Origin of the sequence: Streptomyces sp. NPDC021080, assembly GCF_044333225.1 — a bacterium.
GTDB lineage: Bacteria > Actinomycetota > Actinomycetes > Streptomycetales > Streptomycetaceae > Streptomyces.
The window spans coordinates 655,562-679,396 of record NZ_JBIRQM010000001.1 but is presented as its reverse complement, the minus strand read 5'-3'; the positions used below and the strand labels follow the sequence as shown (position 1 = coordinate 679,396).

The window sequence follows — 23,835 nt, the reverse complement described above, 5'->3', positions numbered from 1 at the left end:
TCAGCGGTAGTCGGGGTTCGGGGCGTCCGGACGGCAGCCCGCGTCCCAGAGCGAACGCTGATTGCCGTGGGCCGGGATGCCTCCCGACCGCTTCAGCAGAGCCGCCAGGTGCATCAGGTTCCAGGTCATGAACGTGGTGTTGCGGTTGGTGAAGTCGTTCTCGGGACCGCCCGAACCCGGGTCGAGATAGGACGGACCGGGACCCGCGGGACCGATCCATCCCGCGTCCGCCTGCGGCGGGACGGTGTAGCCGAGGTGCTGGAGGCTGTAGAGGAGATTCATCGCGCAGTGCTTCACGCCGTCCTCGTTGCCGGTGATCAGACAGCCGCCGACGCGCCCGTAATACGCGTACTGTCCGGCGGAGTTGAGGACTCCCGAGCCGCTGTAGAGCCGTTCGACGACCCGCTTGGTCACCGAGCTGTTGTCTCCGAGCCAGATCGGCCCGGCCAGGACGAGGATGTCGGCGGCCATCACCCGCTCCTGAACGGCCGGCCAGTCGTCGGTGGCGAAGCCGTGCTCGGTCATGTCCGGGTAGACGCCCGGCGCGATGTCGTGGTCGACGGCGCGTACGACCTCGACCGTGACTCCCTGCGCCTCCATGATCGCGCTGCTCTTGTCCACCAGCCCCTCGGTGTGGCTCAGCTCGGGTGCGGGCTTCAGGGTGCAGTTGATGAACAGCGCGCGCAGGTCTTCGAAGCGGTACGCGTCGTCGGCTGCCGAGGGCGACGGTGACTCGGTCACGGGGGACTCCTTCGTACGGGGCTGCGGCGGTGAGGGCCGGGGCACGGACGTGGCCCGGTACCGGGTCCTGTCCGTGCCCGGGAGCAGCGTCTCCCGCGGACCCCGGCTTGTCCCCGAACGACGCACGGAAACACGTCGTCCGGTGCGCGCACCGGCGTGTCGCCCGCCGTTCGGGTGCGCGCCGTACGGTGTACGCCGCCCGGCGCGCGCCCCTTGCCGCAGGCCGCGTGCCGCGCCCGTGGCACCCGTCCACGGCCCCGGCGGCATGTCGCGCCCGACGTCTATGGTGGTGGCCGTGACGACGACTGAACGATGGGAACTGGGCGGCGACTTGAGCGTCGCACGCATCGGCTACGGCGCGATGAAGCTGACGGGCTGGCCGAGAGGCGAGCGGCCGGACCGGGACACCTCCCTGGGGATTCTGCGGCGCGCCGTGGAGCTCGGGGTGAACCACATCGACACCTCGTACTACTACGCACGGGACGGGGTGTCGGCGAACGAGCTGATCCGGGAGGCGTTGCACCCCTACCCGGACGACCTGGTGATCGTGACCAAGGTGGGCGCGCTGGTCGAGGGCGCCGACATCTCCCTGCCCGCGGCGGAGAAGACGGGCCTGACCCCCGACAACCTGCGTCGCGGTGTCGAGGCGAACCTCCGCTCGCTCGGCCTGGACCGGATGGACGTGGTGAACCTCCGGATGGGCGACCTCGGCGCGGCCGACACGGCGTCCCTCGCCGGGCCGCTGGAAACGCTGCTGGCGCTGCGCGACGAGGGCCTGATCCGGCATGTCGGCGTTTCCAACATCTCGGCCGACGAGTTCGCCGAAGCCCGCAAGATCGCGCCGATCGCCTGCGTCCAGAACCTCTACAACCTGTCCCAGCGCGGTGACGATCCGCTCGTCGACGCCTGCGCGGAGGCCGGGGTCGCCTACGTCCCCTTCTTCCCGGTCGGCGGCTTCCAGCCGGTCACCGCCGAGCACCTGGAGTCCGTGGCCGCGCGCCACGACGCGACCACGCCGCAGGTGGCGCTGGCCTGGCTGCTGGCCCGGTCGCCCGGCATCCTCCTCATCCCCGGCACCGGCTCCCTGGCCCACCTGGAGGAGAACATCGCCGCCGGGGCACTCGAACTGACCGCCGAGGACCTCGCCGAACTCGGGTGACGAACGCCCGGCGATCCGTTCCGCGCCGCCTGCAACCGAAGCGGCCCCGATCGTGTCTCAGCACACGACTGGAGCGCGTGGGGACCGGAATGCCCCACGCGCCCCACGTCTCGGGGAGGCATGGGTCATGAGCACATGGGCGGTACCGGGCTACGCCGAGTCCCGCGAGCTCGGTTCGGGGGCGAGCGGGCGCGTCGCGCTGGCCGTTCACGAGGAGACCGGCCATCCGGTCGCGGTCAAGTACCTCAGTGACGCGCTGCGCACCCGTCCGGGCTTCGTGCGGGAGTTCCGGGCGGAGGCCCGGCTGCTGGGCGGGCTACGCAGCGACCACGTGGCCGGCCTCTACGAGTACGTGGAGGGGCCCGAGGGCGCGGCCATCGTCATGGAACTGGTGGACGGGGTGTCCCTGCGGACCCTGCTGGGCCGACAGGCGCCCCTCGAACCGGAAGCCGCTCTCGTCCTCCTCAAGGGCTCACTGCTCGGGCTCGCCGACGCCCACCGCCTCGGCGTGGTCCACCGTGACTACAAACCGGAGAACGTCCTCGTCCGCAGCGACGGCACCTCCAAGCTCGTCGACTTCGGGATCGCCGCCACCGACGGCACCACCGCCGGCATCGCGGGCACCCCGTCGTACATGGCTCCCGAGCAGTGGACCGGTGCCCCCGCCTCGCCGGCCGCCGACGTGTACGCCGCGACCGCGACGTTCTTCGAGTGCCTGACCGGCCGCAAGCCCTACACGGGCGAGAACCTGGCCGAACTCGCCCTGCAGCACGTGGACGGGGTCATCCCCGCCGACGAGGTCCCCGAGCCGGTCCGCTCCCTCGTCCAGCGGGGCCTCGCCAAGACGCCCGAGCAACGGCCCGCCCATGCCGAGGACTTCGTCGCGGAACTCGAGGCGACGGCCGGCGGCGCGTACGGTCCGGACTGGGAGGAGCGCGGCCGCCGACGGCTCGCGGCGCTCGCGGCCCTGTGCCTTCTGCTGGTCCCCTCCGCCCCCTCCGTGCCGCGCCATGCCACGGACACCGCGCGCACGGTCCTCGGCGGGATGCCCGACTGGCTCCGGGCCTGGCAGCCGAGCCTCCGCTCGCTGCTCGTGTCCGGGGCCGCGCTCGTCGCAGCCCTCCTTCTGACGTACGGCATCGACCGGCACGCCCCGGACTTCGACACACCCCGAAGGGCGGCGGAGGCACTGGCCACCACCAGCGCGCAGCCGACCGGCGACGGCGGCCCCACGACGACGGCCCCGGGTTCCCCCGTGCCGTCCTCCTCGTCGTCCGCGACCGCCTCGCCCACGCCGTCCGGTTCGGCCTCGGACGCCACCGCACAACCGTCCGTGTCGGCGTCCGCGACCACCGACGCGTCCGCGTCGGCCACGGTCGCGCCTCCGACGGCGACGGCCACTCCGACGTCCGAGCCCACCTCGGCATCCCCGTCGCCCAGCCCCACCCCCACCGTCGGCGTCAAGTCCGTCTCGTTCAGCGGCTTCCGGCAGACGGGCACGGCGACGGCGGCGGCGACGGCCACCGTGACCACCGACGGGACCGGACCGGTCACCATCACGGTCGCCTGGTTCACCGGTGAGGTCAGCGGCCAGACCGGTACCCAGGACGGGGCGGCGGAGACGTACCGGCGCAGCGGCGCGACCCAGTACACCATCGCCCTCGACCACACGTTCTCGGGCACGGGCTGCTACTGGGGCGTCCAGGCCCACACCCAGCCGGCCTCCGCCGACGGCGGCGCCTGGCAGCAGCTTCTGACCCGGCGGTGCACACTGACATGAACAACGACTCCGGCGCCCCGGACGCCCCCTCCTCCGACGACGACTACAGCGCGACCGTGCTGGCCAGCCACTGGATCCAGCGGCCGGACTCCTCCGACACGCTCGCCCTCACCGACCACGCGGCGACACTCGCGCTGTCGGGAACCGGGCCGGAGGGCACCGCGGTCGAGGCCACCGCGATCGAGGGCGTCACGCCCGACCGGGTCGAGGGCACGCTGCTGCGCTTCGGGCCCGGCGTGAACGCCGACACCATGCGCCGGCTCGGCGCGGCTCCCGTGGCCGCGCCCGTACGCCGCCGGACCTGGCGCCGGCACGCCCTGCCGGCCGTGGTGCTGCTGGCGGTCGTCGCCTTTCTCCTGTGGCACCGGACCGCGCCGTCCCTCGGGGTGGACGGCGTCACGGTCACCGCCGCCTCGCCCTCCCCCGGATGCGACGAGACCGCCGACATCACGGGCACGGTCACCACCAACGGAACGCCCGGCGAACTCACCTACCGCTGGATCCGCAGCGACGGCACCTCCTCGAAGGTCCTGCACGAAGACCTGACACACAACCAGAAGCAGGCGAAGCTGCACCTGCTGTGGACGTTCCAGGGAAACGGCCGCTACGAGGCACGCGCCGAGCTGCGGCTGCTCTCCCCCGTGCACCGCACCGTCTCGACGAAGCTCACGTACCACTGCCCGTGACGGGCCGGCCGGCCGACTCCGGCCCGTGAACAGCCCCGCGGCATGACGGCGTGCGGTGGTTTCACACGCTCGACGGCGTGCAGCCGCTCAGGCCGGTGACGTAGTTGAGCTGGGGGCCGTAGCCGGCGAAGGTGGCGATCGCCCGGGGAAGCAGGGTGCGGCACGGGGCGCCCTGGCCGTCGGTGTACTGGACGGTGACGTCCACGGTGGTGTCGCAGTCGTTGACGACGGTCGTGTAGCGCCAGTCGCTGTAGTAGTGGACGCAGTCCGGAACGGGGGCCGTGTCGACGGCATCGCCCGCGAGGACAGCCCGACCGGCGTCCTGCGCGTCGGCGGGTGCGCCGGCGGCACCCAGCAGGCCCAGAACCGCTGTGGACAGACCCAGGGCCGCCCTGAGCCCGCGCGGATGTACGAAGCGGCTGGTGGTGAACATGGTGGCGTCCTTCATGTCGGCGAAAGCGGCGGCCGTGGAGCCGCGACGCAGGCCACCTTGCAACGCCTGCAAGAGTTGCGCAAAGTCATGCAACATCTTTCAGTCGATGATGAACTCTCAACCGAACCAGTACTGTTCACGAAAATGCCCTGATCCGGGCCTTGTGCCCGCTTCCGGCACGACATGTGTGCGACGCGCGGCGGACCGGGCGCGTCCGCCGCGTCCGCCGCGTTTCGCGCGGGCACCGAGGGACTGCCGGGGCCGTCGGCCGGCGAGCCGGGGTCGCGGTCGGCCCGGGGCGGGAGGGGCCGTGGGTCAGCCGGGCACGAGTGGGGCCGTGACCGGCTGCGGGGACGCGGTCAGCCGCGCGATCTGCCCTGGTCACGGCGGCCCTGTCGGGGCTGGCTACGGCCATGTCCACCGGCGCGGCGCCGGGACGGCGCCGGGGGCGCGTCCGCACTGTTGAAACCGGGCCCGCTCGGGGCGCTGAACCCGCCGGGAACCGCCGGCGCGACCGCGGGGGCACCCGCGGTGGCCGCCGGGGCGGACGGCGCGGAGGGGGTACGGGTACGGGGCAGCGCACGGCCCACGACGCGGGTGTGCGTCATCAACGGGGCGCAGGAGGCGCAGACTTCCATCAGGGTCCACACCTGGGCAATGGCCGGATCATGGCGCAGCACCAGCAGCACACTGCCCATGCAGTGCACCTGGGTGCCCTCGTGGGAGGCGCACTGCGACTGACGGCAGGCGCAGGCGGCGTCCGCGTGCACGGTGGCCGCGCGGGCGTGCGCCCCGACATGGGCCTCGGCGAAGCGGCGCAGTGCGGCGAGGTCACGGGACCGCGGCGGCATGGCGCAGGGAGAGGAGCAGGTGACCGACGCGGTGCGGTCGCTGTGGCCCGAGATGCGGACGGTCCACGTGCGTCCCGGACGTCGCGCCGCAGGTGATTCGGAGTGTGGGAGGTCCAAGACCGGCAGTCCTTCGGCAGTGGGATGTTCGCGCAGATGCGCATGGAGTTTCTTTACCCGCGCGGGCCGGTCCGTCATTCACCGGTGGGCCGCGAGCGTCCTCGAATCTACGAGCGATGGCGTGCGCGGGCCCGGACTGCTGTCGTGCGGGGTTGCGATCTTCCCACAGTGGCGCATCGGACGAGTTCGACCCGCCTGGGGCCCCTGAGGATATCCCCGCCGTGACGTGCGGGAGCTGGGGGGTGGGTGAAGCCTGTTCCCGCCGTGCCGGCCCGCCGGTCAGCGTTCGGTGCGCCCGCCCGTGACACGGTTCCAGAAGGAGCGGGTGGCACCGAATCCGGTCTCGTGGACCCACACATGCGTGCAGGACGGACACTGCAGGTGGAGCAGGCTTCCGGTGGTGGAGAGCAGGTAGCGCCAGTGGTCGGAGCACGACCGCCGCTGCTCGCAGGAAGCGCATCCGCGACTGTCGGCGCAGCTCGGGCACGCCACCCAGGCGCGCCGTCCTACGTCCGCCTGCGGATCAAGCGGCAGCACGGCCGTCTCCACGGCGGGGAAGCACGCCGACCGCGACGAGGTCGTCGTACACGCGCTGCTGCTGCTCGTCGAGACCGGAGTACAGGAGCGCGTACGCGGCCTCCTCCTGACGCATCACCTCCATCGGGTCCCAGTCGGGGCCGAGGGCCGTCAGGACCTGGGCCTGCCGCAGGACCTCCTGGGCGGTGAGGTCGACGGCGAACTCGACCAGCTCGGGGGTGTCCGGCCGACCGGCACCCGTCGGGCGCGGGGCTCCGGCCCCGTCGGGGCCATGCGGGAGCGGAGGGTTTCGTGGGGCCATGAGAGAGAACCTAGGAATGCCTTTCTTGCCGGACAAGAGGAGGTGGGCGAAGTCACAGCAGGTCGGGGCCGTGCCGGCGGGTCCCGCGGCGGACCGGCGGACTCGTCCGCCGGGGTCGCGCAGGGCGCCCCGCAGGACACCCCGGACCGACGAGTGTTTACGGATCCCCCACATCTCCACCATCCGTTGATCACACCATCGGTATGCTCCTGGGGCTCCATCCGCACCACTGAGGGGGGATTCCTCATGCGTATCCGCACCGCCCTGGCCGTCACCGCCGCCACTGCCGGCACGCTCGCCGCCATTGCCTCGGTTCCGGCCCAGGCCACGGAGTATTCGTCCGCGCTGAAGATCAAGGGCGTCCAGTACGACGCGCCCGGCCGGGACTCCAACAGCTGCTCCAGCGGCAACACCAGGGACGAATACCTGACGATCAAGAACTACTCGTCGAGCACGACCGTCAACCTGAAGGGTTACGTCGTCAAGGACGCCACGGGCAACAAGTTCACCTTCCCGGCGAACCACTACCTCGAGCCCGGGGACTACATCAAGCTCCGCGGCGGCCACGGCACCGACTCGGACGCGGGCAACGTCGTCTACCGCCAGAACTGCAAGTTCATCTGGAACAACGACAAGGACAGCATCTACCTGTACAAGCCGTCGGGCGCCCACGCCGACTCCCACGCGTACACCAAGTCGGCCAACGACCGTGACGGCAACGGCTACATCTCGTACCACGGCTGACCTGAGCCCCGGAGCCCGCCGGCCGGCCCCCGTACGCGTACCGGGCGCCGCCCGTCCGGCAACGGCCGTCCCGGGCGGAGCGATCACACGGTCGCTCCGCCCGGACGGAAACGGCCTCGCGGGCCCCGCCCTCAGCGCGGGCGATGGCTGAGGATGTCCCCCGGCTGGCAGTCCAGCACCTCGCAGAGGCGCGTCAGCGTGGTGAACCGGACCGCTCTCGCCCGGCCGTTCTTCAGGATCGACAGATTCACATGGGTGACACCGACCCGGTCCGCGAGCTCCGCCAGGGTCATCCCGCGTTCTTCGAGCAGGCGGTCGAGATGGACCTCGATCGCGTGCTCTTCCTTGTCCTCGGGCATCAGACCGTTCCGTCGAGGTCTTCTCGCATGGCGACACCGACGCGCATGATCCGCGCGAAGGAGAGAACGCCGAGGCCGGTGAGTATCGCCATGTAGGGAGCGTCCCACGAGATCAGCCCGGACAGAGCGCTGACGTCGCCGCCCCTGCTCAGAGAGTCGAGCAGCGCCTTCTCGCTCACGGACTTGCCGATCGCGGCGAGCACGCTGCCGGCCAGCAGCCACCAGCCCACCCTGCGCAGCCGCTCCGCCGTCCGCGCGGTGTAGAGGCCGTCGCCCTCGGCCCCCCGGATCAACCGGAGAACCAGCAGCAGCACTCCGACGGTGAAGACGAAGGAGGGCACCTGGGTCCCGGTGTGGAGCAGACCCTGAACGGTGCTGGGGTGGCTGGCGCAGTAGCTCGGGCTGGCGTCCAGGGCCACTCTGGCTCCCGGCGCCGCCTTCATGTCCATCGGCGGTACCGGGCCGCCCCCCACCGTCGTGCTCGTGTCCGTCGCGCAGACGGGCTTCTCGCCGATGCCGAGGATGTGCACCCCGTCCGCGAACATCGAGCCGAACACGCCCAGGACCATGGCCATCGCGAACAGCGACACGATGATCGTGACCGCGCTCGACATCGGCTCCAGTGGATTGCGTACCCTCGCCATGACTCCCCCATATCGATTATCGATGTTATCGAAAAACGATACAGAGCCCGCCGGGCCGCCGCAAGGCTGTTCGACTGTCGACGCCGGAGATGCGAGACCTCGTCGCGAAGAGACCTCGTCGCGGAGGTCCTCCCGGCCGGACTACGGGATCATGGTGTCCGGCCGCCGCGGACGGCACAGAATGGCTCGACACCGAACCGAGGAGCTTTCATGATCTTCATCACCGTCAAGTTCAGCGTCCGCCCCGAGGACGCGGAGAAGTGGCCGGAGATCACCGCCGACTTCACGGCCGCCACCCGCGCCGAACCCGGCTGCCTGTGGTTCGACTGGTCCCGGAGCCTCGACGACCCGACGGAGTACGTCCTGGTCGAGGCCTTCCGGGACGACGAGGCCGGGGCGTCCCACGTCCAGTCCGCGCACTTCAAGGCGGCACAGCAGACCCTGCCCCGCCATCTGACCGCGACACCGCGCATCGTGAACATGAAGATCCCCCAGGACGACTGGTCCCTCCTGGGCGAGATGGACGTCGAGGAGCAGCTCTAGAGGTGCCCCGGGGGCGGCGGGTGTCAGCCGTCGTCGGCGATCCGGCGCACCGCTTCCTCGTGCCGTGCACGGTAGTCCGCCCCCGGGTTCACCCGCAGCAGTGCCGCCAGTGCCTGAACGGCGCCCTCGTCGTAACCGGCGCGTTCGGCTTCCGCCGCAGCCCGGTCGAGCAGCAGGATTCCCTCGTCGCCGGCGCCGAGGGCCAGTTGGGCCTCGCCGCAGACGGTCAGCAGCAGGGCGCGGCGCGCCGCCTCCTCGTGCTCAGGTCCGAGGTCGAGCGCCGTACGGGCGGACCTGAGGGCTTCTCGGGGCTGGTTCGCGGCGAGTTGTATCCGGGCGAGATGCTGCAGCGCGAGCATCTCCGTGTGCGCGTCGGCTTCCTCGCGGGCCAGCGCGATGGCCCGGGTGCAGTTCTCCAGTCCGGCCGTGAGATCGCCCTGCGCGGCTTCGACGACGGCGAGGTTGATCAGCGCGGTCGCCTCGCCGAGCCGGTCGCCCGCCCGCCGGGCGAGCGGTGGGGAGAGTTCCAGCAGGGCGAGGGCCTCGGCCGGCCGGCCCTCCTCGCTCAGCACCCAGCCGAGCAGCGTGAGCACGCGCGACTCGGCGTACGGGTCGCTCTCCGACCGGGCGCATTCCAGCGCGATGTTCAGCAGCGGCACCCAGTTGTCCCGCACCCGCCACACGACTTGGGGCCATTGGAGCAGGATGATGCGCCAGGCGCGGTCGTCGAGGCCGGCGGCCCGGGCCGCCCCGACGGCCAGGGCCAGGTCCTCGCGTTCGCCGGCCAGCCACCGCATGGCGGACGCCCGGTCGGTGAAGTCCCGTACGGCAGCCGGACGGTGGAAGCCGTCCGGGAGGGTGAAGCAGGGCTCGCCGCCGGGCTGCGCGGTGTCCGCGGCGGCGAGCGCGGTGGCGATGTAGTGGTCGAGGACCCCGGTGAGGGCTTCACGGCCGGACTCCGGATCGAGGGTACGGGCGTAGAGACGTACCAGATCGTGGAGTTCCCATCGGCCGGGTGCCGTCTCGGTCACCAGGTGGGCGGCGGCGAGGCGTTCCAGCGCCGCGGCGGCGACAGGCGGGGCGGTGTCGGCCAGCGCCGCGGCGGTGAAGGGGTCGAAGTGCGAGCCGGGATGGTGACCGAGCCGGCCGAACTGGCGCAGCACGTCGGGCGGCAGCTGCTCCACGGTCAGCCGCAGAGCGGCGAAGACACTGGTGTCGTCCACGTCGAGATAGGCCAACCGATTCTGCTCGTCGGCGAGTTCGTCCGCGAGGTCGGCCAGCGTCCGCTGCGGGCGTCCGGCCAGGCGTGCGGCGGTGACCCGCAGGGCCAGAGGCAGTCCGCCGCACAGTTCGGCGAGTCTTCGTGCGGCCTCGGGCTCGGCCAGGACCCGGTCCTTGCCGAGGACCGCGGCCAACAGGGCCGTACCGTCCCCGGGTTCGAAACTGTCCAACGGGACCGTGACGGCCGCCTCGGAGGCGACGAGACCGTCCAGCCGGTGCCGGCTGGTGACCAGGGTGACGCAGTCGGCGCCGCTCGGCAGAAGCACGCGGACGGTGGCGGAGTCACGGGCGTTGTCGAGGACGACGAGCAGTCGGCGCCGGTGGGTCAGGGAGCGGAAGAGCGCGGCGGCGGCCGAGGCCGATTCGGGCACGCGGCGCGGGGGTACGCCGAGCGCCGGCAGGAACTCGCGGAGGACTTCCGTGAGATCGCTCTCGCCGGTGTCGCTGAAACCGCGCAGATCGGCGAAGAGCCGCCCGTCCGGGAACAGGTCGGCGTTGCGGTGGGCCCAGTGCACGGCGAGCGCGGTCTTGCCCACCCCCGGCAGCCCGGTGACCAGGCAGACGGGGCCCTCGCCCGCCGCGGCCCGGGTCAGCGCGGCCAGTTCGGCTTCCCGCCCGTGGAAACCCCGGGGCGGCCGCGGCAGCAGATCGGTGGGGTAGGGCACACCGGCCGGCGGAGGGAGGGCGACAAGGTCGTTCCGCAGGGGCGCCGAGCCGGAAGCCCCGCCCCCAGGTGCTTCCGGTGCCGGCAGCGGGAACACGTTCGCCGGGCTGTCCGAACCGTCCGGGGATGCGGAGGTCCCGGGAGACCCGGAGTACCCGGCGGATCTGGAGGCCCCGGAGTGCGAAGTGACCGGATACGGACCGTGCGACCCCGGCCGATGTCCTGCCTCCTGGGTCCTCGCCCCCTGCTCCCCGGCCTCCTGCCCCTCTACCGGCCCCTCCGCTCGCCCCTGCGCCTCTCGGTCCTGCGCCTGTCGATCCCGCGCCTCTGGATCCTGTGCCGCGGCCGGTCGCGCCGTTCCGGACGCGGACCCGTGCCGGATGGGCCCGGTGGCCTGCCGGCCGACTCCGGCGGACATCTCCTGGGGCGGCGCGGCGGCCGGGTCCGGGCCGTCCTGTCCGTGGGGATCGCCCCGCAGGATCAGGGCGTACACCTGGGTGAGTTCGCGCCCCGGCTCGACACCGAGTTCGTCGACCAGCAGCCGTCTGGTGCGGTGGAACCACGCGAGGGCCTCCGACTGGCGCCCGGCCCGGTACAGCGCGGTCATGAGCGACGCCGCCAAAGGCTCCCGCATGGGGTGGACGACCGCCTCCCGGCGCAGGACGGCGGCGGCACGGTCGTGCTCTCCCAACGTGGTGTAGCCACGGGCCAGTTGCTCGACGGCCGCCAGCCGTGACTCCTCCAGCGCGTGCGCGGCGGCCTGAAGCGGCGGGCCGGGGAACGCGCCCGCCAGGGCGGGCCCCTGCCACAGCGACAGGGCCTCCTTGAGCATCAGCACGGCGTCGTGGGCGTCCTGCTGCTCCCGGGCCAGCGCGAGCAGTTCCTCGAACCGCTGCGCGTCCAGCAGGGTTTCGGGTGCCCGCAGGGCGTACGCGTCGCCGAGCGTGGCCAGTTCGACCCCGTAGTCGGCGGCGTCCGCGCCGGCCAGCAGGGCGCGCAGCCGGGACACATGTCCCTGGATGACGCTCCGGGCGTGCAGGGGCGGTGCGTCGTCCCACAGACAGTCCGTCAGACGCGTCACGGAGACCGGGGTGTTGACGGAGAGCAGCAGCGCCGCGAGCAGGCTGCGGCGTTTGGCCGGGCCGAGCGGCAGCGGCCCCACGAGGGTGTCGACGGACACCGTGCCGAGCAGCCGGAACTCCACAGGTGCGATCCCTTCCAGGTGGGGGCACCCGAAGTTGTGGACGAAGAGCAGCCTGAAGGATATCGGGGGCACGGCGGGACGCCGACGGGGTACATCGAGGTCCGGCCAGGGACGGCGGGGCGGCCTGTCCGGCCGCGGGTCCCGGAACCGAGGAGCGCCGAGCGGAGTCGTGGCGCACCGAACACGACCGCGGAATGCGCGGCACGGCACGGTGAGACGGTCCGGCGCCCGCGGCACGGAACGGGCCGGTGACCCGGTCGCGGCACGGCAGGACGCTCCGGGCCTACGGGTTGAGGACGACCTTTCCCGCGACGGTGCCGGACTCGGCCAGCCGCAGGGCCTCGGCGGCCTCGGTCAGCGGCAGTCGGGCGGCGATCCGGGCGGTGACGTCACCGCGCTGGAGGGCGGCGAAGACCTGGGTGAGGTCGGTGTGCAGCCGGGCCCGGAAACGGGTCCGGGACAGGGCCCGGCCGGCCCAGATGTTGAAGAAGTAGGCGTGCCGGCCGTTGGGCAGGGCGTTCCACAGCCATACCCGGCCGAGCAGTTTGAGGACGGGCCACTGCTTGGAGCCGGTGTCGTCCCGGGTGGAGGCGCTGCCGTACGAGACGAGCGTGCCGCCGGGGGCGAGCAGCCGCCAGGAGTCGACGGCGCTGCGGCCTCCGACGTGGTCGAAGACGGCGTCGACGCCACCGGGCGCGAGTTCGCGTACACGTGTCGCGACGTCCTCGGCGCGGTAGTCGACGGGGACGACGCCCTGTTCCCGCAGGGTGTCGTGGTGGCGCGCCGAGGCCGTTCCGATCACCTCGGCGCCCGCGGCGCGCGCGAGCTGGACCAGGACCGAACCGACGCCGCCGTTGGCGCCGTGGACGAGGACGGTCTGTCCGGGGCGAACGTGTGCCTTGCGGTGCAGCATCTGCCAGGCCGTGATGCCGTTGACGACCACGGTCTCCGCCTCCGCCGCCCCGACCCCGTCCGGCACCGGTACGACGTCGGCCGCGTCCACGCGCACGTGGCTGGCCCAGCCGCCGACCTTGACGAGTGCGGCGACCCGGGTGCCGGCGAGCCCCGGGTCGACTCCCCGGCCGGTGGTGAGGACCGTGCCGACCAGGTCGTAGCCGGGCACGAAGGGGAACGGCGGCTGGTCGTAGTACCGCCCGCGGCGCATCTGCTGTTCGGCGAAGGAGACACCGGTCGCCTCCATCCGGACGACGACCTGGCCGGGACCCGCGACGGGCAGGTCACCGTGCCGGATCTCGAGCCCTTCCGGCTCCACCTTGCCCGGCAGGACGACCTCGACGAGCCCTTCGGCGTTCATGACGACCTCCATCGCACCACGCGAAAGTTATTAACCATTGCTTTAGTTAGAGGTTATAACTGACGGGCGTGAGCGTCAAGAACTTTCGTTAGAGCTTCTAACGCAGGGTCTGTGCGGCGGCTTCGACCGTCCACTCGATGTCCGGCGGCACGACACGGGCGCATCGCGGATTGCCGAGCGCGTCGGTCAGACCCAGACGGCCGACGAGGAGGCCCTCGCGCGCGGCGGCGGCAAGTACGTCGGCCGGGACGGCGTCGAGCATGAGCTTGGCCCGGCGGAACATGCTGAAGACACCCGCCTCGTCGACGGTGCCCCACGACAGATAGATGAACCGGTGCCCCAGGCGGTACTGCACGTAGGGACCCGTCACCTCGAGGCCCGCCGGCGAGGGCACGGCCGCGCATTCGAGGGTCCAGGTCGCGGACGCACCGTCGCCGGGCTGCGGATCGAGCAGTTCGGCCGGGCGGTCGCGGCGCTGCACCGCCACGTGGACGTTGCCGTACACCGAGCCGGTGCCCCGCCCCTCGGGGGCGGGGCAGGTGGATCCGGGCAGGTCGTCGGCGTCGATACGGATGCGCATACGAGCCATCATGCCGCCGAACCGTCCGGCCGACTCGAACGGATCACGTCTTCGACCCCGTCGAACCGACCGGCATGGGGTCACCGCCCCGCCTTCGGCGCCCCGGGCGGTACCGATGGTGTGCTCCGACGCCGCCCACCTGCTCCTCGCCCGGCTCCTGGAGCGGGTGACCGGCGCCACGGCTGAAGGCGCCGTGGCGCCGGGGCCACGGCGCCGCGAGCGCGGACTCAGCCGGACAGTGCCGCCGAGACCACCGCCTTCGCCTCGTCCTGCACCCGGCGCAGGTGATCGGTTCCGAGGAACGACTCCGCATAGATCTTGTAGACGTCCTCGGTGCCCGAGGGACGGGCCGCGAACCAGGCGTTCTCGGTGGTCACCTTGATGCCGCCGATGGGCGCGCCGTTGCCCGGCGCCTCGGTGAGGACCGCGGCGACCGGCTCCCCCGCGAGCGTGTCCGTGGTGATCTGCGCGGGCGAGAGCTTGGCCAGCAGGGCCTTCTCCTCGCGCGACGCCGGGGCGTCGATGCGCTCGTACGCGGGCTCCCCGAAGCGCGAGGTGAGTCCGGCGTAGTGCTCGGAGGGCGTCTTCCCGGTCACTCCCGTGATCTCGGAGGCCAGCAGGGCCAGGATGATGCCGTCCTTGTCGGTGGTCCAGACCGAGCCGTCGCGGCGGAGGAAGGAGGCACCCGCCGACTCCTCGCCACCGAATCCGAGGGAGCCGTCGACCAGCCCGTCCACGAACCACTTGAATCCGACGGGCACCTCGACCAGTCGGCGGCCGAGATCGGCGGCGACCCTGTCGATCATTCCGGACGACACCAGGGTCTTGCCGATCCCCGTGCCGGCGGGCCACCGCTCCCGGTGGGTGTAGAGGTAGGCGATGGCGGCGGCGAGGTAGTGGTTGGGGTTCATGAGCCCGCCGTCCGGGGTGACGATCCCGTGGCGGTCGGCGTCGGCGTCGTTGCCCGTGGAGATCTGGAACCGGTCGCGCCGCTCGATGAGCGAGGCCATCGCGTAGGGCGAGGAGCAGTCCATCCGGATCCTGCCGTCCCAGTCCAGCGTCATGAACCGCCAGGTGGGATCGGTGAGCGGGTTGACCACGGTCAGGTCCAGGGAGTGCTGTTCGGCGATGCGCCCCCAGTAGGCGACCGAGGCCCCGCCCAGCGGGTCGGCGCCGATGCGGACCCCAGCCGCGCGGATCGCGTCCAGATCCAGCACCTGCGGCAGATCGGCCACATAGGTGCCGAGGAAGTCGTGGCGGCCGGTGCCGGGAGCGGCGAGCGCCCTGGCGTAGGGGACGCGCCGTACGCCCTTGAGTCCGTCCCTGATCAGTTCGTTGGCCCGGTCCTGGATCCAGGAGGTCGCCTCGGAGCCCGCGGGGCCGCCGTTCGGCGGGTTGTACTTGAAGCCGCCGTCGGCCGGCGGATTGTGGGAGGGAGTGACCACCACACCGTCCGCGAGGCCCGCCGACCGTCCGCGGTTGTACGTGAGGATGGCGTGCGACACCGCCGGGGTGGGCGTGTAGCCGTCCGCGCCGTCGAGCAGCACCGACACGTCGTTGGCCGCGAACACCTCGAGAGCGGTGACCCTCGCGGGCTCCGAGAGCGCGTGGCTGTCGGCGCCGAGGAAGAGCGGGCCGTCGATGCCCTGGCCGTCGCGGTATTCGCAGATGGCCTGGCTCGTGGCGGCGATGTGGTCCTCGTTGAACGCGGTCGCCAGTGAGGAACCGCGGTGTCCGGACGTACCGAAGGCGACGCGCTGGCCGGGTTCGGCGGGGTCGGGGTGGAGCGCGTAGTACGCGGTGACCAACCGGGCTACGTCGACGAGGTCCTCGGGGCCGGCCGGACGGCCCGCTCGCTCGTGCTGCATGTGCCCGCACCTCCACATCGGTGGTTCTTCGCTGGTGGTCCCATCCTTCCCCACCGGACCGGACGCCGGCACGGTTCCGGCGAGGCAGCCCGAGGGGGCGCCGGACCGCATCCCTGGGACAGCGGCCGGGCACCTGGGGGAAAGGGCGGCGGCCTCGCGGGGGTTCCCCGCTGTCAGGCGTGGCCGTTCTCCTCCGCGGGAGGCGGTCTCGGCGTGGGGTTCCCGGCGGTCAGATGTTCGAGAACCTGCACCAGTTCCTGGCAGGCCAGCTCCACGGAGCGTCGGGTGTTGCGCTGTTCGGTGATCACGGCGGACAGGAGGAGGGCTGTCAGGGCCATGGTCCCGTTGAACGCCTGCAGCTTGATCATGACCTCGGTGTGACTCAGCTCGTGGAACGAACCGACGTCCTCCGTGGCCGCGACGGTGGCCATGACGGAGGCGAAGAGAGCGCAGGCCAGGCTGCCCGGGAGCTCGAAACGCAGCGCCGCCCAGACGAGCAGCGGATAGACGAGGAACAGCAGGCTGATGGAACTGCGCGTGGCGATCGGCACCATGACGCCGACCGCGATCAGGAGTACCGCGGCCTCCTTCCATCGCGTCAGGTTCACCGGGAGGCGTACGGCGTACAGCATCAGAAGGAGCGGGGTGACGATCAGGACTCCCATCGCGTCGCCCACCCACCACGCCAGCCAGACCGGCCAGAAGTCGCCCAGGGCCAGTTTGTCCGTGCCCACCAGCAGACCGACGTCCATGGACGCGCTGATCGTCATGGCGCCCAGAGCGGCCAGGAACACCAGGGCGAGGCCGTCGCGCAGACGGCTGAGATCGGTACGGAAGCGCACTCCGCGCAGCAGGAGGTAGGCACAGATCGGGGCGATGGTGTTCCCCGCGACGATGCCGGTCGCGGAGGGCTGGACCGAGGAGAACGAGGCGAGGGACAGGACGACCAGGAAGGCCCCGATCGCGATCCCGAGCCACGCCCGGATCCCGAGGAGCAGCAGGGCGGCGACCGCCACGCCGGTGGGCGGCCAGATGGGGGTGAACACCGCTCCTTCGACACTGAGCCGCCGCATGAGTCCCAGCCGCCCTGCTCCGTAGTAGCAGGCGGCGATCACCAGCGTCTGAAGAGCGACGACGGCCGACCGGCGCATCTCCTGTGCAGCCACCACAGAGCCATCAGACACCGCCGGGGCCCTGTCGGCGAGGCGAGCGGCACCCGCATGCATGCCACGCGTGACGGCGGGCGCGTCACCGGAGCCGGACGACGGCCCCGTCAGCGGGGACGGACGGTGGGCGCGCCGTGACGGACCACGAGGACGGCCGCGTCGTCGTCGTGTCCCACGCGCTCGGCGCCCTTGATGACCGCGGCGGCCAGTGAACCGGCGGACAGGCCCGCGAGGGCGGCGATTCCGGCGAGCCGTACGACCTGGTCGAGCCCTTCGTCCACGTTCATCGAGGGGCCCTCGACGACACCGTCGGTCAGCAGGACGAAGACCCCACCGGTGGTGAGACGGTTCCGGGTCACCGGGTACTGCGTCCCGGCCTCGATGCCGAGGGGCGGTCCGCCTTCGTCCTCGGTGATGCCGGACTTTCCGTCCGCCGACGCCCAGACGCAGGGTATGTGCCCGGCCCGCGCGCTCTCCAGCATGCCGGTCGCCGGGTCGAGCCGCATGAAGGTGCAGGTCGCGAAGAGGTCGGAGCCGATGGACAGGAGGAGGTCGTTGGTCCGGGCGAGCAGCTCCCCGGGTTCGCTCGTGACGGAGGCGAGGGCCCGCAGGCCGACCCTGACCTGCCCCATGAACGCGGCGGCCTCGATGTTGTGGCCCTGCACGTCCCCTATGGACAGGCCGATGCGCCCGTCGGGCAGCTGGAAGGCGTCGTACCAGTCCCCGCCCACGTTGAGGCCGTAGCAGGCGGGCGCGTACTGGACGGCCACGTCGAAGCCCGGGGCGGAGGGCAGGTCGCCCGGGAGCATGCCGCGTTGCAGCGCGATGGCCAGTTCGACCTGTGAGCGCTGGAACTCCGCGCGTTCACGTGCCTGAGCGGTCAGCGATCCGAGCCTGGCGAGCAGCTCGTCGTCGTCGCCCGTCGGCAGCTTGCGGGACATCGACCACCCCGAAGGAAATGCCACAGAGGAAAGAAGTGCTAATAAAACGCCACTATCGGATCATAACGACCGGGGCGACGGGACCCGACATCGACCGGAGCGATCGGGCCGCACGTCAGACGGTCGTGTGCGGCAGGCGGCGGTCCAGCCATCCCGGCAGCCACCAGTTCGCCTTCCCCATGAGGAACATGAGGGACGGCACCAGGACGAGGCGCACGACGGTGGCGTCGAGGACCACACTGATGGCGAGGCCGAGGGCGAGCATCTTCACCACGACGGCCGGTGAGCCGGTGAAGGACAGGAACACGGCCGTCATGATGAGCGCGGCACAGGTGATGACCCGCCCGGTGAGCGAGAGACCGATGCCGACGGCCCGCTCGTTGTCCTGGGTCGCGTGCCACTCCTCGGCGATGCGCGAGAGCAGGAAGATCTCGTAGTCCATCGACAGGCCGAAGACGATGGCGAACATCATCATCGGGACGTAGGACTCGATCGGTACGGGCTCGCTCATGCCGAGCAGGCCGTCGCCCCAGCCCCACTGGAAGACGGCGACCAGGATGCCGTACGAGGCACCGGTCGTGAGCAGGTTCAGGGCGACCGCCTTGAGGGGGATCACCAGGCTGCGGAAGACGACCGTCAGCAGCAGGAACGCGGCGACCAGCACGATGCCGATGATGAGGGGCAGGCGTCCGGTGACGGTGTCCCGGAACTCGAGCTGGCCCGCGGTGCTGCCGGTCAAGTGCCCTGTCGTGCCGGTGCCCTTGAGGGCGGCCGGCAGGGCGGTGTCGGTGAGCGTCGCGAACAGGGCGTCCGTGGCGGCCGATTGGGGACCGGTGGCGGGAACGACCGTGGTGACGAGGACCTTTCCGTCCGGGCTGGTCACCGGTGGCGTGACGCGGGCGACGCCGTCCGTCTCCGGCAGTTCGCCGGTGAGCAGGTCCGCGACCCGCTCGGCGGACACGGTGGCGTGGGCGAGGTCGACGACCAGGGTGAAGGGGCCGTTGGCACCCGGCCCGAAGCCGGGGCCGTCGGCGTCGGCCGTCCAGTCGTAGGCGTCGCGGGTGGTGCTGCCCGCCGGATCCGCGCCGTCGTCGATGTGCCCGAGGCGCATCGAGAACAGCGGTATCGCGCAGAGGGCGACCAGGGCGAATCCGGCGGTGAAGAACGTCCAGGGGCGCCGGGCGACCAGGCGTGCGTACCGGTGCCATCCGTCGTGGTCGCCGGCGCTCTCCGCGACCGGCCGGCGGCGGACCCGGAGTACGTCGACGCGGCGGCCCACGAGCCCCATGGCCGCGGGCACCAGGGTGAGCGCCGCGGCGGCGGTCACGACCACCGCGACGGTGGCGGCCAGACCCAGCCGCCCGATCATGGTCAGACCGCAGGCGTACAGGCTGAGCAGGGCCACGGCCACGGTGACGGCGGCGACCAGAACGGCCTTGCCGCTGACGGCGGTCGTGCGGGCGACCGCCGTACGGGGATCGTCGCCCTCGATCACGTACTGACGGAACCGCGTGATCAGGAAGAGCGCGTAGTCGATGCCCACGCCGAGCCCGATCATCGTGGCCAGCGTGGGTGCCGAGGTGGCGAAGGTCAGCGTGCCGGCGACGATGCCGACCACACCGAGGCCGACGCCGACGCCGATCAGGGCCGTGACCAGGGGCATGAGGGCGGCGGCGACGCTGCCGAAGGCGAGCAGCAGCACGATCAGCGCGGCGCCGACGCCGGTGGCCTCGGCGGCGGCGTCGTTCGCGGGAGCGCGCACGATGTCGTGCAGGTCGCCTCCGTAACCGACGCCGATTCCGGCGTCCCTGGCGGGAGTCGTGGCCTCGTCGAGCCGCTCGGTGTATCCGTGGCCGAGCGACTTGAGCTTCCGGTCGAAGGACACCGCGGTGTACGCGGTCGCGCCGTCGGAGCTGGTCACCGGCGCGGCGACGGCGGTGACATGGGGCAGGCCCTCCAGACGGCGGAGCGTCGTCTCCACGGCGGCGGCGTGGTCGGACACCTTGCCCGAGCCGACATGGAAGACGACCTTCCCGCCGGGCGCGCCCGCCGCAGGGTCGGACTTCTCCAGCAGGTCCGCGCCGATGCTCGTCTGACTGTCGGGAAGACCGACCTCGTCGCCGAAGGTCGCCCCGACCACGTGCCGGCCCGCGAAAGCAGCCGCCAGCACGAGCAGCCAGGCGGCGATCACCCACACGCAGTGCCGGGCACAGAAGGCTCCCGTGCGGTGCAGGGCGGACGGCCGGGGCGCGACGGGAAGCGGCGCCGGGGACAGCGGGGCAGGGGAAAGGGACACCGCGCCTCCAGAAGAAGTGACAGGGCTGCCACCACCTAACCGGGAAGATGGCAGCGCCGTCAATTGTCACCCCTGACATTTTTTAGTCAGACCTGTCAGACCTGTCAGACCTGTCAGGCGGCCAGGCCTGACAGGTCGCCAAGCGGCCGGGCGATCAGGTCTGACAGGCGGTCAGCTGTCCGCCTGCCCCCGTCCGGAGACGCACGAGGACACCGCGCTCGCCGTCCGCGCCGCCTGCCGTGCACCGGTGGCCGCCACCTTGAAGTCCAGGACGAGACCGGCGGGTTCGGCGTGGGCGCCGACGAGCGCGGCACCTCGGGGAAGCTTCTGGATGTCGATGGTGCGCGGCTCCAGCTTGGCGGCGAGCCCTCCGGCGCCCGGCAGCGCGGAGAGCGCCGACACCGGCACCTCTCGGCCGAGGACCCGGACGCTCGCGGGGGTGATGGTGAGGCTGTGGGACGTGGTGGACAGCCTGGTGACCACGGTGACGGGCAGGCCGGATGCGCCCGCGGCGCCCGTGAGGGTGAGACGCGTGCCGTCCGTACCCGTCTTCAGCTCGCCCGCGCCCGCCCCGGCGCCGCCCCGCACACCGGCGCTCCGGTCCAGGGCGTCGTAGGCGATGGTGGCCGTGGCGGTTCCGCCCGAGGTGGCACCGCCGGTCGACACGTCCCGCAGGTGGACGTCGACGTCCATGTCGGTGCCCTGGCGGCGCACCCCCTCGGCGCTGACGTGGACGGCGCCGACCGTGCCGGTGAGTGCCTTGAGTCCGGCCAGGGTGTCGTCGAGGTCGACCCGGACCCCCTTGGTCGCGCCGAGACGGCACTCGGCGTTCTCCGCGACCCGGCCCCGCACCTTGTGCTCCACGACGAGGTCGGTGGTCACGGCTGCCGCGACCACGGCGGTCAGGCCTATGGCGGTGACGGCGTAACGACGGCGACGATTCACGAGGGAGTGGCTCCGATCATGGTCAGGAAGGTGAACGCCCGCGGGAGCAGACGGTCGGGTTCCACGGGGACTCCGGCCGTACGGCGGTCGCGGAGGGTGCGCAGGACGGCGCGCGCGGCCGACAGCGCGCAGTTGGCGATCACGGCGGCCTGCAGGTCTGCGTCCGGCGCGTCCGCCGGGAGGCGTTCCAGGACGAGTGCGGTCAGACGTGCCTCGAACTGCTGGAACTGCCGGGACAGGCCCTCGCGCGCCTGTTCGCGGATCTCGCCGAGCGGATGGGCGAGCGCGGTCAGGCTGCTGGAGGCGAAGTAGGAGACCGCGTCGGTGATGGCGCCGCAGGCCGCTTCCAGCGGGGTGTCGCCGTCCGGCCGGGCCAGGAACGCCTCCTCTATGCGCGCGAAGAGCTCGATCCCGTCCGGGAGGAGCAGGGCTTCCTTGCTGTCGAAGTAGCGGAAGAACGTCCGCTCCGACACGTTCGCCTCCGCGGCGATGTCGGCCACCGTCGTCTGCGCGAACCCGTGCTCCGCGAAGAGCCGTCCGGCGGCCTCGCGCAGCCCGCGCCGGGTCTCTTCCTTCTTCCGCTCGCGCAGGCCGGGCCCCTCGGTTCTCTCTGGCATGGTGCCACCCTCACCACGGGCGCCGGGTCTGTCAATTGTCAGCCCTGCCATTTCGCCGGAGGGTGCAGCCCCCGGCCCTCGGGTCCACCGGCCCCGGCCCCGTCATCCGAGCGCCGTAGCCGAGTGATACCGCGGTACTACGAGCCGCCCGGCAACCCGGCTCTCAGGTGCCACGGATCCCGGGCGATGGTCTCCTAGCGTTGAGGGTGAGCAGTCAGGTGGGGGGCCTGCCCCCGAAAGCAAGGGAACTTCGATGATCGAGGCACAACAGCTGACGAAGCGGTACGGGGAGAAGACGGCGGTGGACCAGCTGGACTTCGTCGTGAAGCCCGGCACCGTCACCGGCTTCCTGGGCCCGAACGGCGCAGGCAAGTCCACGACCATGCGCATGATCGTCGGACTGGACGCGCCGTCCGGCGGCAGCGTCACGGTCAACGGCAAGCACTACGCCCAGCACTCCGCCCCGCTCCAGGAGGTCGGCGCGCTGCTGGAGGCCAAGTCGATCCACCCGGGCCGCTCCGCCTTCGACCACCTCATGGCCCAGGCCTACACCCACGGCATTCCGCGCCGCCGGGTGGAGGAGGTCATCGAACTGACCGGCCTCCAGTCCGTGGCCAAGAAGCGCGCCGGCGCCTTCTCCCTCGGAATGGGCCAGCGTCTGGGCATCGCCGCGGCCCTCCTCGGCGACCCGGCCACCATCATGCTCGACGAACCGGTCAACGGACTGGACCCCGAGGGCGTGCTGTGGATCCGCAACCTGCTGACCGGGCTCGCGGCGGACGGCCGTACGGTCTTCGTCTCCTCGCACCTGATGAGCGAGATGGCGCTCGTCGCCGACCACCTGATCGTGGTCGGACGAGGGCGTCTGCTGGCGGACACCACCGTCCGGGAGCTGGTCCAGCAGGCCGGCGGTGACACCGTCACCGTGGCGACCGACCGGGCGGCGCGGCTGCGCGAGGTGCTGGCCGGCCCCGGCGTCGAGATCACCGGCGCGGCGGGTTCCGAGGAACTCCAGGTGACCGGCCTGTCCGCACGGGCGATCGGTCTCAAGGCGGCCGAGCACGGCATCCCGCTGTTCGAACTCAGCTCCCGGACCGTCTCGCTCGAGGAAGCGTTCATGGATCTCACCCGTGACGCCGTCGAGTACCACGCCACCGCCACCCTCGAGGCCCCCGGGAGGGCGGCATGAGTACCGTCACCGTCACCGACAGCCCCACGCCCGCGCCCGCACGAGCGGCACGTCCGGCGTACAAGGTCACCGGCCGCCGTGTGCTGCGCTCCGAGTGGGCGAAGCTGTGGTCCCTGCGCTCCACCTGGATCACTCTCGGCCTCGGACTGCTGTTCCTCGTCGCCTTCGGCGTGATCGCCGCCGCGCACTACAAGTCCGAGCTGAACTCCGGACGTCCCCTGCGCCGGGACGACGTCGCGGCCACCGCGCTCAGCCTCTCGGTGTTCGGTACGAACTTCGCGCAGCTGGCGCTCGGCGTGCTGGGCGTGCTGATCACCGCGGGCGAGTACTCGACCGGCATGATCCGCTCCACGCTGGCCGCCGTGCCGCGCCGGCTGCCGGTGCTGTGGTCCAAGGCCTCGGTGTTCGGGCTGGTCGCGCTGGTCGTCGCCACCGTCGGCGTCTTCGTCGCGTTCACGATCGACAGCGGGATCGTCTCGGGCACGCCCGCGGCCCTGACCATGTCCCACTCCGGCGTGGTCCGCAGCCTGCTGGGCGCGGGCCTCTACCTCGGTCTGGTCGGCGTGATCGGCACCGCCCTCGGCGCGCTGCTCCGCTCGGTCGCCGGCGGCATCTCGGTCCTGGTCGCCTCGCTGATGCTGGTGCCCGGCCTGATCTCGCTGCTGCCCAGCTCGTGGCAGGACAACATCAGTCCGTACCTGCCGAGCAACGCGGGCGAGTCGATGTTCGCCCTGACCCACGACTCGACCTCGCTGTCCCCCACCGCCGGGCTGGTCGTCTTCCTCGGCTGGACGGTGCTCGCGCTGGCGGGCGCCGCCTACCGCCTCGTCCGCACGGACGCCTGACCGCCGGACACCGGCTCCCGCTCCCCCCT

Annotated in this window: 23 protein-coding genes; 7 read left to right on the top strand and 16 right to left on the bottom strand. The window is 71.8% G+C overall.

Annotated features, from left to right (window positions below; all coding sequences use genetic code 11):
• Complete coding sequence (locus ACH4S8_RS03045) at nt 1-741, bottom strand: flavodoxin family protein (protein ID WP_398390320.1); 741 nt, start codon at nt 739-741, stop codon at nt 1-3.
• A 283-nt stretch (nt 742-1,024) separates the two neighbouring features.
• Between ACH4S8_RS03045 and ACH4S8_RS03040 the strand changes: the two genes are divergently transcribed.
• The 3 genes from ACH4S8_RS03040 (at nt 1,025) to ACH4S8_RS03030 (ending at nt 4,366) form a co-directional block, all read left to right on the top strand.
• Nucleotides 1,025-1,900 (top strand): oxidoreductase, encoded by an 876-nt coding sequence (locus tag ACH4S8_RS03040; RefSeq protein ID WP_398390710.1) that lies wholly within the window; start codon nt 1,025-1,027, stop codon nt 1,898-1,900.
• A gap of 127 nt (nt 1,901-2,027) precedes the next feature.
• Nucleotides 2,028-3,680 carry a protein kinase gene (locus ACH4S8_RS03035; RefSeq protein WP_398390318.1) on the top strand — a complete coding sequence of 551 codons (1,653 nt, stop codon included), beginning with the start codon at nt 2,028-2,030 and terminating at the stop codon, nt 3,678-3,680.
• Complete coding sequence (locus ACH4S8_RS03030) at nt 3,677-4,366, top strand: hypothetical protein (RefSeq protein ID WP_398390316.1); 690 nt, start codon at nt 3,677-3,679, stop codon at nt 4,364-4,366. The genes ACH4S8_RS03035 and ACH4S8_RS03030 overlap by 4 nt, the downstream gene beginning before the upstream one ends.
• A gap of 61 nt (nt 4,367-4,427) precedes the next feature.
• Here the strand turns inward: ACH4S8_RS03030 and ACH4S8_RS03025 are convergent, their stop codons facing one another.
• The 4 genes from ACH4S8_RS03025 to ACH4S8_RS03010 form a co-directional block, all read right to left on the bottom strand.
• Nucleotides 4,428-4,799 carry an alpha-amylase gene (locus tag ACH4S8_RS03025; RefSeq protein ID WP_398390314.1) on the bottom strand — a complete coding sequence of 124 codons (372 nt, stop codon included), beginning with the start codon at nt 4,797-4,799 and terminating at the stop codon, nt 4,428-4,430.
• Between the two features lie 359 nt (nt 4,800-5,158).
• On the bottom strand, nt 5,159-5,650 hold the full coding sequence (locus ACH4S8_RS03020; protein ID WP_398390312.1) for a hypothetical protein: 492 nt from the start codon (nt 5,648-5,650) through the stop codon (nt 5,159-5,161).
• A 396-nt stretch (nt 5,651-6,046) separates the two neighbouring features.
• On the bottom strand, nt 6,047-6,304 hold the full coding sequence (locus ACH4S8_RS03015; protein WP_398390310.1) for a hypothetical protein: 258 nt from the start codon (nt 6,302-6,304) through the stop codon (nt 6,047-6,049).
• Nucleotides 6,291-6,605: a DUF6400 family protein gene (locus ACH4S8_RS03010; protein ID WP_398390308.1), complete on the bottom strand. Its 315-nt coding sequence runs from the start codon at nt 6,603-6,605 to the stop codon at nt 6,291-6,293. The genes ACH4S8_RS03015 and ACH4S8_RS03010 overlap by 14 nt, the downstream gene beginning before the upstream one ends.
• Before the next feature lie 246 nt (nt 6,606-6,851).
• Between ACH4S8_RS03010 and ACH4S8_RS03005 the strand changes: the two genes are divergently transcribed.
• On the top strand, nt 6,852-7,349 hold the full coding sequence (locus ACH4S8_RS03005) for a lamin tail domain-containing protein (RefSeq protein ID WP_398390305.1): 498 nt from the start codon (nt 6,852-6,854) through the stop codon (nt 7,347-7,349).
• Nucleotides 7,350-7,480: 131 nt separating this feature from the next.
• Here ACH4S8_RS03005 and ACH4S8_RS03000 read toward each other — a convergent pair whose 3' ends face one another.
• Both ACH4S8_RS03000 and ACH4S8_RS02995 read right to left on the bottom strand, forming a co-directional pair.
• Entirely contained in the window at nt 7,481-7,708 is a 228-nt protein-coding gene (locus tag ACH4S8_RS03000) for a helix-turn-helix domain-containing protein (RefSeq protein WP_398390304.1), read from the bottom strand.
• Nucleotides 7,708-8,352, bottom strand: coding sequence for a DUF2975 domain-containing protein (locus tag ACH4S8_RS02995; RefSeq protein WP_398390302.1), 645 nt, complete (start codon nt 8,350-8,352; stop codon nt 7,708-7,710). The genes ACH4S8_RS03000 and ACH4S8_RS02995 overlap by 1 nt, the downstream gene beginning before the upstream one ends.
• Before the next feature lie 210 nt (nt 8,353-8,562).
• Between ACH4S8_RS02995 and ACH4S8_RS02990 the strand changes: the two genes are divergently transcribed.
• Nucleotides 8,563-8,895: a putative quinol monooxygenase gene (locus ACH4S8_RS02990; RefSeq protein ID WP_398390300.1), complete on the top strand. Its 333-nt coding sequence runs from the start codon at nt 8,563-8,565 to the stop codon at nt 8,893-8,895.
• 23 nt (nt 8,896-8,918) lie between these two features.
• On the opposite strand, the gene ACH4S8_RS02985 is transcribed toward ACH4S8_RS02990, so the two are convergent.
• The 9 genes from ACH4S8_RS02985 to ACH4S8_RS02945 all read right to left on the bottom strand — a co-directional run bounded on the left by ACH4S8_RS02985 (nt 8,919) and on the right by ACH4S8_RS02945 (nt 21,772).
• Nucleotides 8,919-12,044: a BTAD domain-containing putative transcriptional regulator gene (locus tag ACH4S8_RS02985; protein WP_398390709.1), complete on the bottom strand. Its 3,126-nt coding sequence runs from the start codon at nt 12,042-12,044 to the stop codon at nt 8,919-8,921.
• Nucleotides 12,045-12,327: 283 nt separating this feature from the next.
• Complete coding sequence (locus tag ACH4S8_RS02980) at nt 12,328-13,359, bottom strand: medium chain dehydrogenase/reductase family protein (protein ID WP_398390298.1); 1,032 nt, start codon at nt 13,357-13,359, stop codon at nt 12,328-12,330.
• Between the two features lie 97 nt (nt 13,360-13,456).
• Nucleotides 13,457-13,939, bottom strand: coding sequence for a DUF5990 family protein (locus ACH4S8_RS02975; RefSeq protein WP_398390296.1), 483 nt, complete (start codon nt 13,937-13,939; stop codon nt 13,457-13,459).
• A gap of 227 nt (nt 13,940-14,166) precedes the next feature.
• On the bottom strand, nt 14,167-15,807 hold the full coding sequence (gene pgm / locus ACH4S8_RS02970; protein WP_398390294.1) for a phosphoglucomutase (alpha-D-glucose-1,6-bisphosphate-dependent): 1,641 nt from the start codon (nt 15,805-15,807) through the stop codon (nt 14,167-14,169).
• Between the two features lie 173 nt (nt 15,808-15,980).
• The gene (locus ACH4S8_RS02965; RefSeq protein WP_398390292.1) at nt 15,981-16,976 is read right to left on the bottom strand and encodes an MASE1 domain-containing protein; all 996 of its coding nucleotides are present in this window, start codon (nt 16,974-16,976) and stop codon (nt 15,981-15,983) included.
• 104 nt (nt 16,977-17,080) lie between these two features.
• On the bottom strand, nt 17,081-17,914 hold the full coding sequence (locus tag ACH4S8_RS02960; protein ID WP_398390290.1) for a PP2C family protein-serine/threonine phosphatase: 834 nt from the start codon (nt 17,912-17,914) through the stop codon (nt 17,081-17,083).
• Nucleotides 17,915-18,029: 115 nt separating this feature from the next.
• Nucleotides 18,030-20,210 carry an MMPL family transporter gene (locus tag ACH4S8_RS02955; protein WP_398390288.1) on the bottom strand — a complete coding sequence of 727 codons (2,181 nt, stop codon included), beginning with the start codon at nt 20,208-20,210 and terminating at the stop codon, nt 18,030-18,032.
• A gap of 171 nt (nt 20,211-20,381) precedes the next feature.
• Nucleotides 20,382-21,155 carry a hypothetical protein gene (locus ACH4S8_RS02950; protein ID WP_398390287.1) on the bottom strand — a complete coding sequence of 258 codons (774 nt, stop codon included), beginning with the start codon at nt 21,153-21,155 and terminating at the stop codon, nt 20,382-20,384.
• A complete protein-coding gene (locus ACH4S8_RS02945; RefSeq protein ID WP_398390285.1) occupies nt 21,152-21,772 on the bottom strand; it encodes a TetR/AcrR family transcriptional regulator in 621 nt (206 codons plus the stop codon). The genes ACH4S8_RS02950 and ACH4S8_RS02945 overlap by 4 nt, the downstream gene beginning before the upstream one ends.
• A gap of 253 nt (nt 21,773-22,025) precedes the next feature.
• On the opposite strand from ACH4S8_RS02945, the gene ACH4S8_RS02940 reads away from it, so the two are divergent.
• Together ACH4S8_RS02940 and ACH4S8_RS02935 are read left to right on the top strand one after the other, a co-directional pair.
• Complete coding sequence (locus tag ACH4S8_RS02940; RefSeq protein ID WP_398390284.1) at nt 22,026-22,961, top strand: ATP-binding cassette domain-containing protein; 936 nt, start codon at nt 22,026-22,028, stop codon at nt 22,959-22,961.
• Complete coding sequence (locus ACH4S8_RS02935; protein WP_398390282.1) at nt 22,958-23,806, top strand: ABC transporter permease; 849 nt, start codon at nt 22,958-22,960, stop codon at nt 23,804-23,806. Before ACH4S8_RS02940 ends, ACH4S8_RS02935 begins: the two co-directional genes overlap by 4 nt.
• Nucleotides 23,807-23,835: the final 29 nt, after the last annotated feature.

What these genes read in the sequence shown, in the direction of transcription:
- ACH4S8_RS03040 (WP_398390710.1), top strand. Translation starts at nt 1,025, where the DNA reads ATGGTGGTGGCCGTGACGACGACTGAACGATGGGAACTGGGCGGCGAC.
- ACH4S8_RS03035 (WP_398390318.1), top strand. Translation starts at nt 2,028, where the DNA reads ATGAGCACATGGGCGGTACCGGGCTACGCCGAGTCCCGCGAGCTCGGT.
- ACH4S8_RS03030 (WP_398390316.1), top strand. Translation starts at nt 3,677, where the DNA reads ATGAACAACGACTCCGGCGCCCCGGACGCCCCCTCCTCCGACGACGAC.
- ACH4S8_RS03025 (WP_398390314.1), bottom strand. Translation starts at nt 4,799, where the DNA reads ATGTTCACCACCAGCCGCTTCGTACATCCGCGCGGGCTCAGGGCGGCC.
- ACH4S8_RS03020 (WP_398390312.1), bottom strand. Translation starts at nt 5,650, where the DNA reads ATGCCGCCGCGGTCCCGTGACCTCGCCGCACTGCGCCGCTTCGCCGAG.
- ACH4S8_RS03010 (WP_398390308.1), bottom strand. Translation starts at nt 6,605, where the DNA reads ATGGCCCCACGAAACCCTCCGCTCCCGCATGGCCCCGACGGGGCCGGA.
- ACH4S8_RS03005 (WP_398390305.1), top strand. Translation starts at nt 6,852, where the DNA reads ATGCGTATCCGCACCGCCCTGGCCGTCACCGCCGCCACTGCCGGCACG.
- ACH4S8_RS03000 (WP_398390304.1), bottom strand. Translation starts at nt 7,708, where the DNA reads ATGCCCGAGGACAAGGAAGAGCACGCGATCGAGGTCCATCTCGACCGC.
- ACH4S8_RS02995 (WP_398390302.1), bottom strand. Translation starts at nt 8,352, where the DNA reads ATGGCGAGGGTACGCAATCCACTGGAGCCGATGTCGAGCGCGGTCACG.
- ACH4S8_RS02990 (WP_398390300.1), top strand. Translation starts at nt 8,563, where the DNA reads ATGATCTTCATCACCGTCAAGTTCAGCGTCCGCCCCGAGGACGCGGAG.
- ACH4S8_RS02980 (WP_398390298.1), bottom strand. Translation starts at nt 13,359, where the DNA reads ATGAACGCCGAAGGGCTCGTCGAGGTCGTCCTGCCGGGCAAGGTGGAG.
- ACH4S8_RS02975 (WP_398390296.1), bottom strand. Translation starts at nt 13,939, where the DNA reads ATGCGCATCCGTATCGACGCCGACGACCTGCCCGGATCCACCTGCCCC.
- pgm (WP_398390294.1), bottom strand. Translation starts at nt 15,807, where the DNA reads ATGCAGCACGAGCGAGCGGGCCGTCCGGCCGGCCCCGAGGACCTCGTC.
- ACH4S8_RS02960 (WP_398390290.1), bottom strand. Translation starts at nt 17,914, where the DNA reads ATGTCCCGCAAGCTGCCGACGGGCGACGACGACGAGCTGCTCGCCAGG.
- ACH4S8_RS02945 (WP_398390285.1), bottom strand. Translation starts at nt 21,772, where the DNA reads ATGCCAGAGAGAACCGAGGGGCCCGGCCTGCGCGAGCGGAAGAAGGAA.
- ACH4S8_RS02940 (WP_398390284.1), top strand. Translation starts at nt 22,026, where the DNA reads ATGATCGAGGCACAACAGCTGACGAAGCGGTACGGGGAGAAGACGGCG.
- ACH4S8_RS02935 (WP_398390282.1), top strand. Translation starts at nt 22,958, where the DNA reads ATGAGTACCGTCACCGTCACCGACAGCCCCACGCCCGCGCCCGCACGA.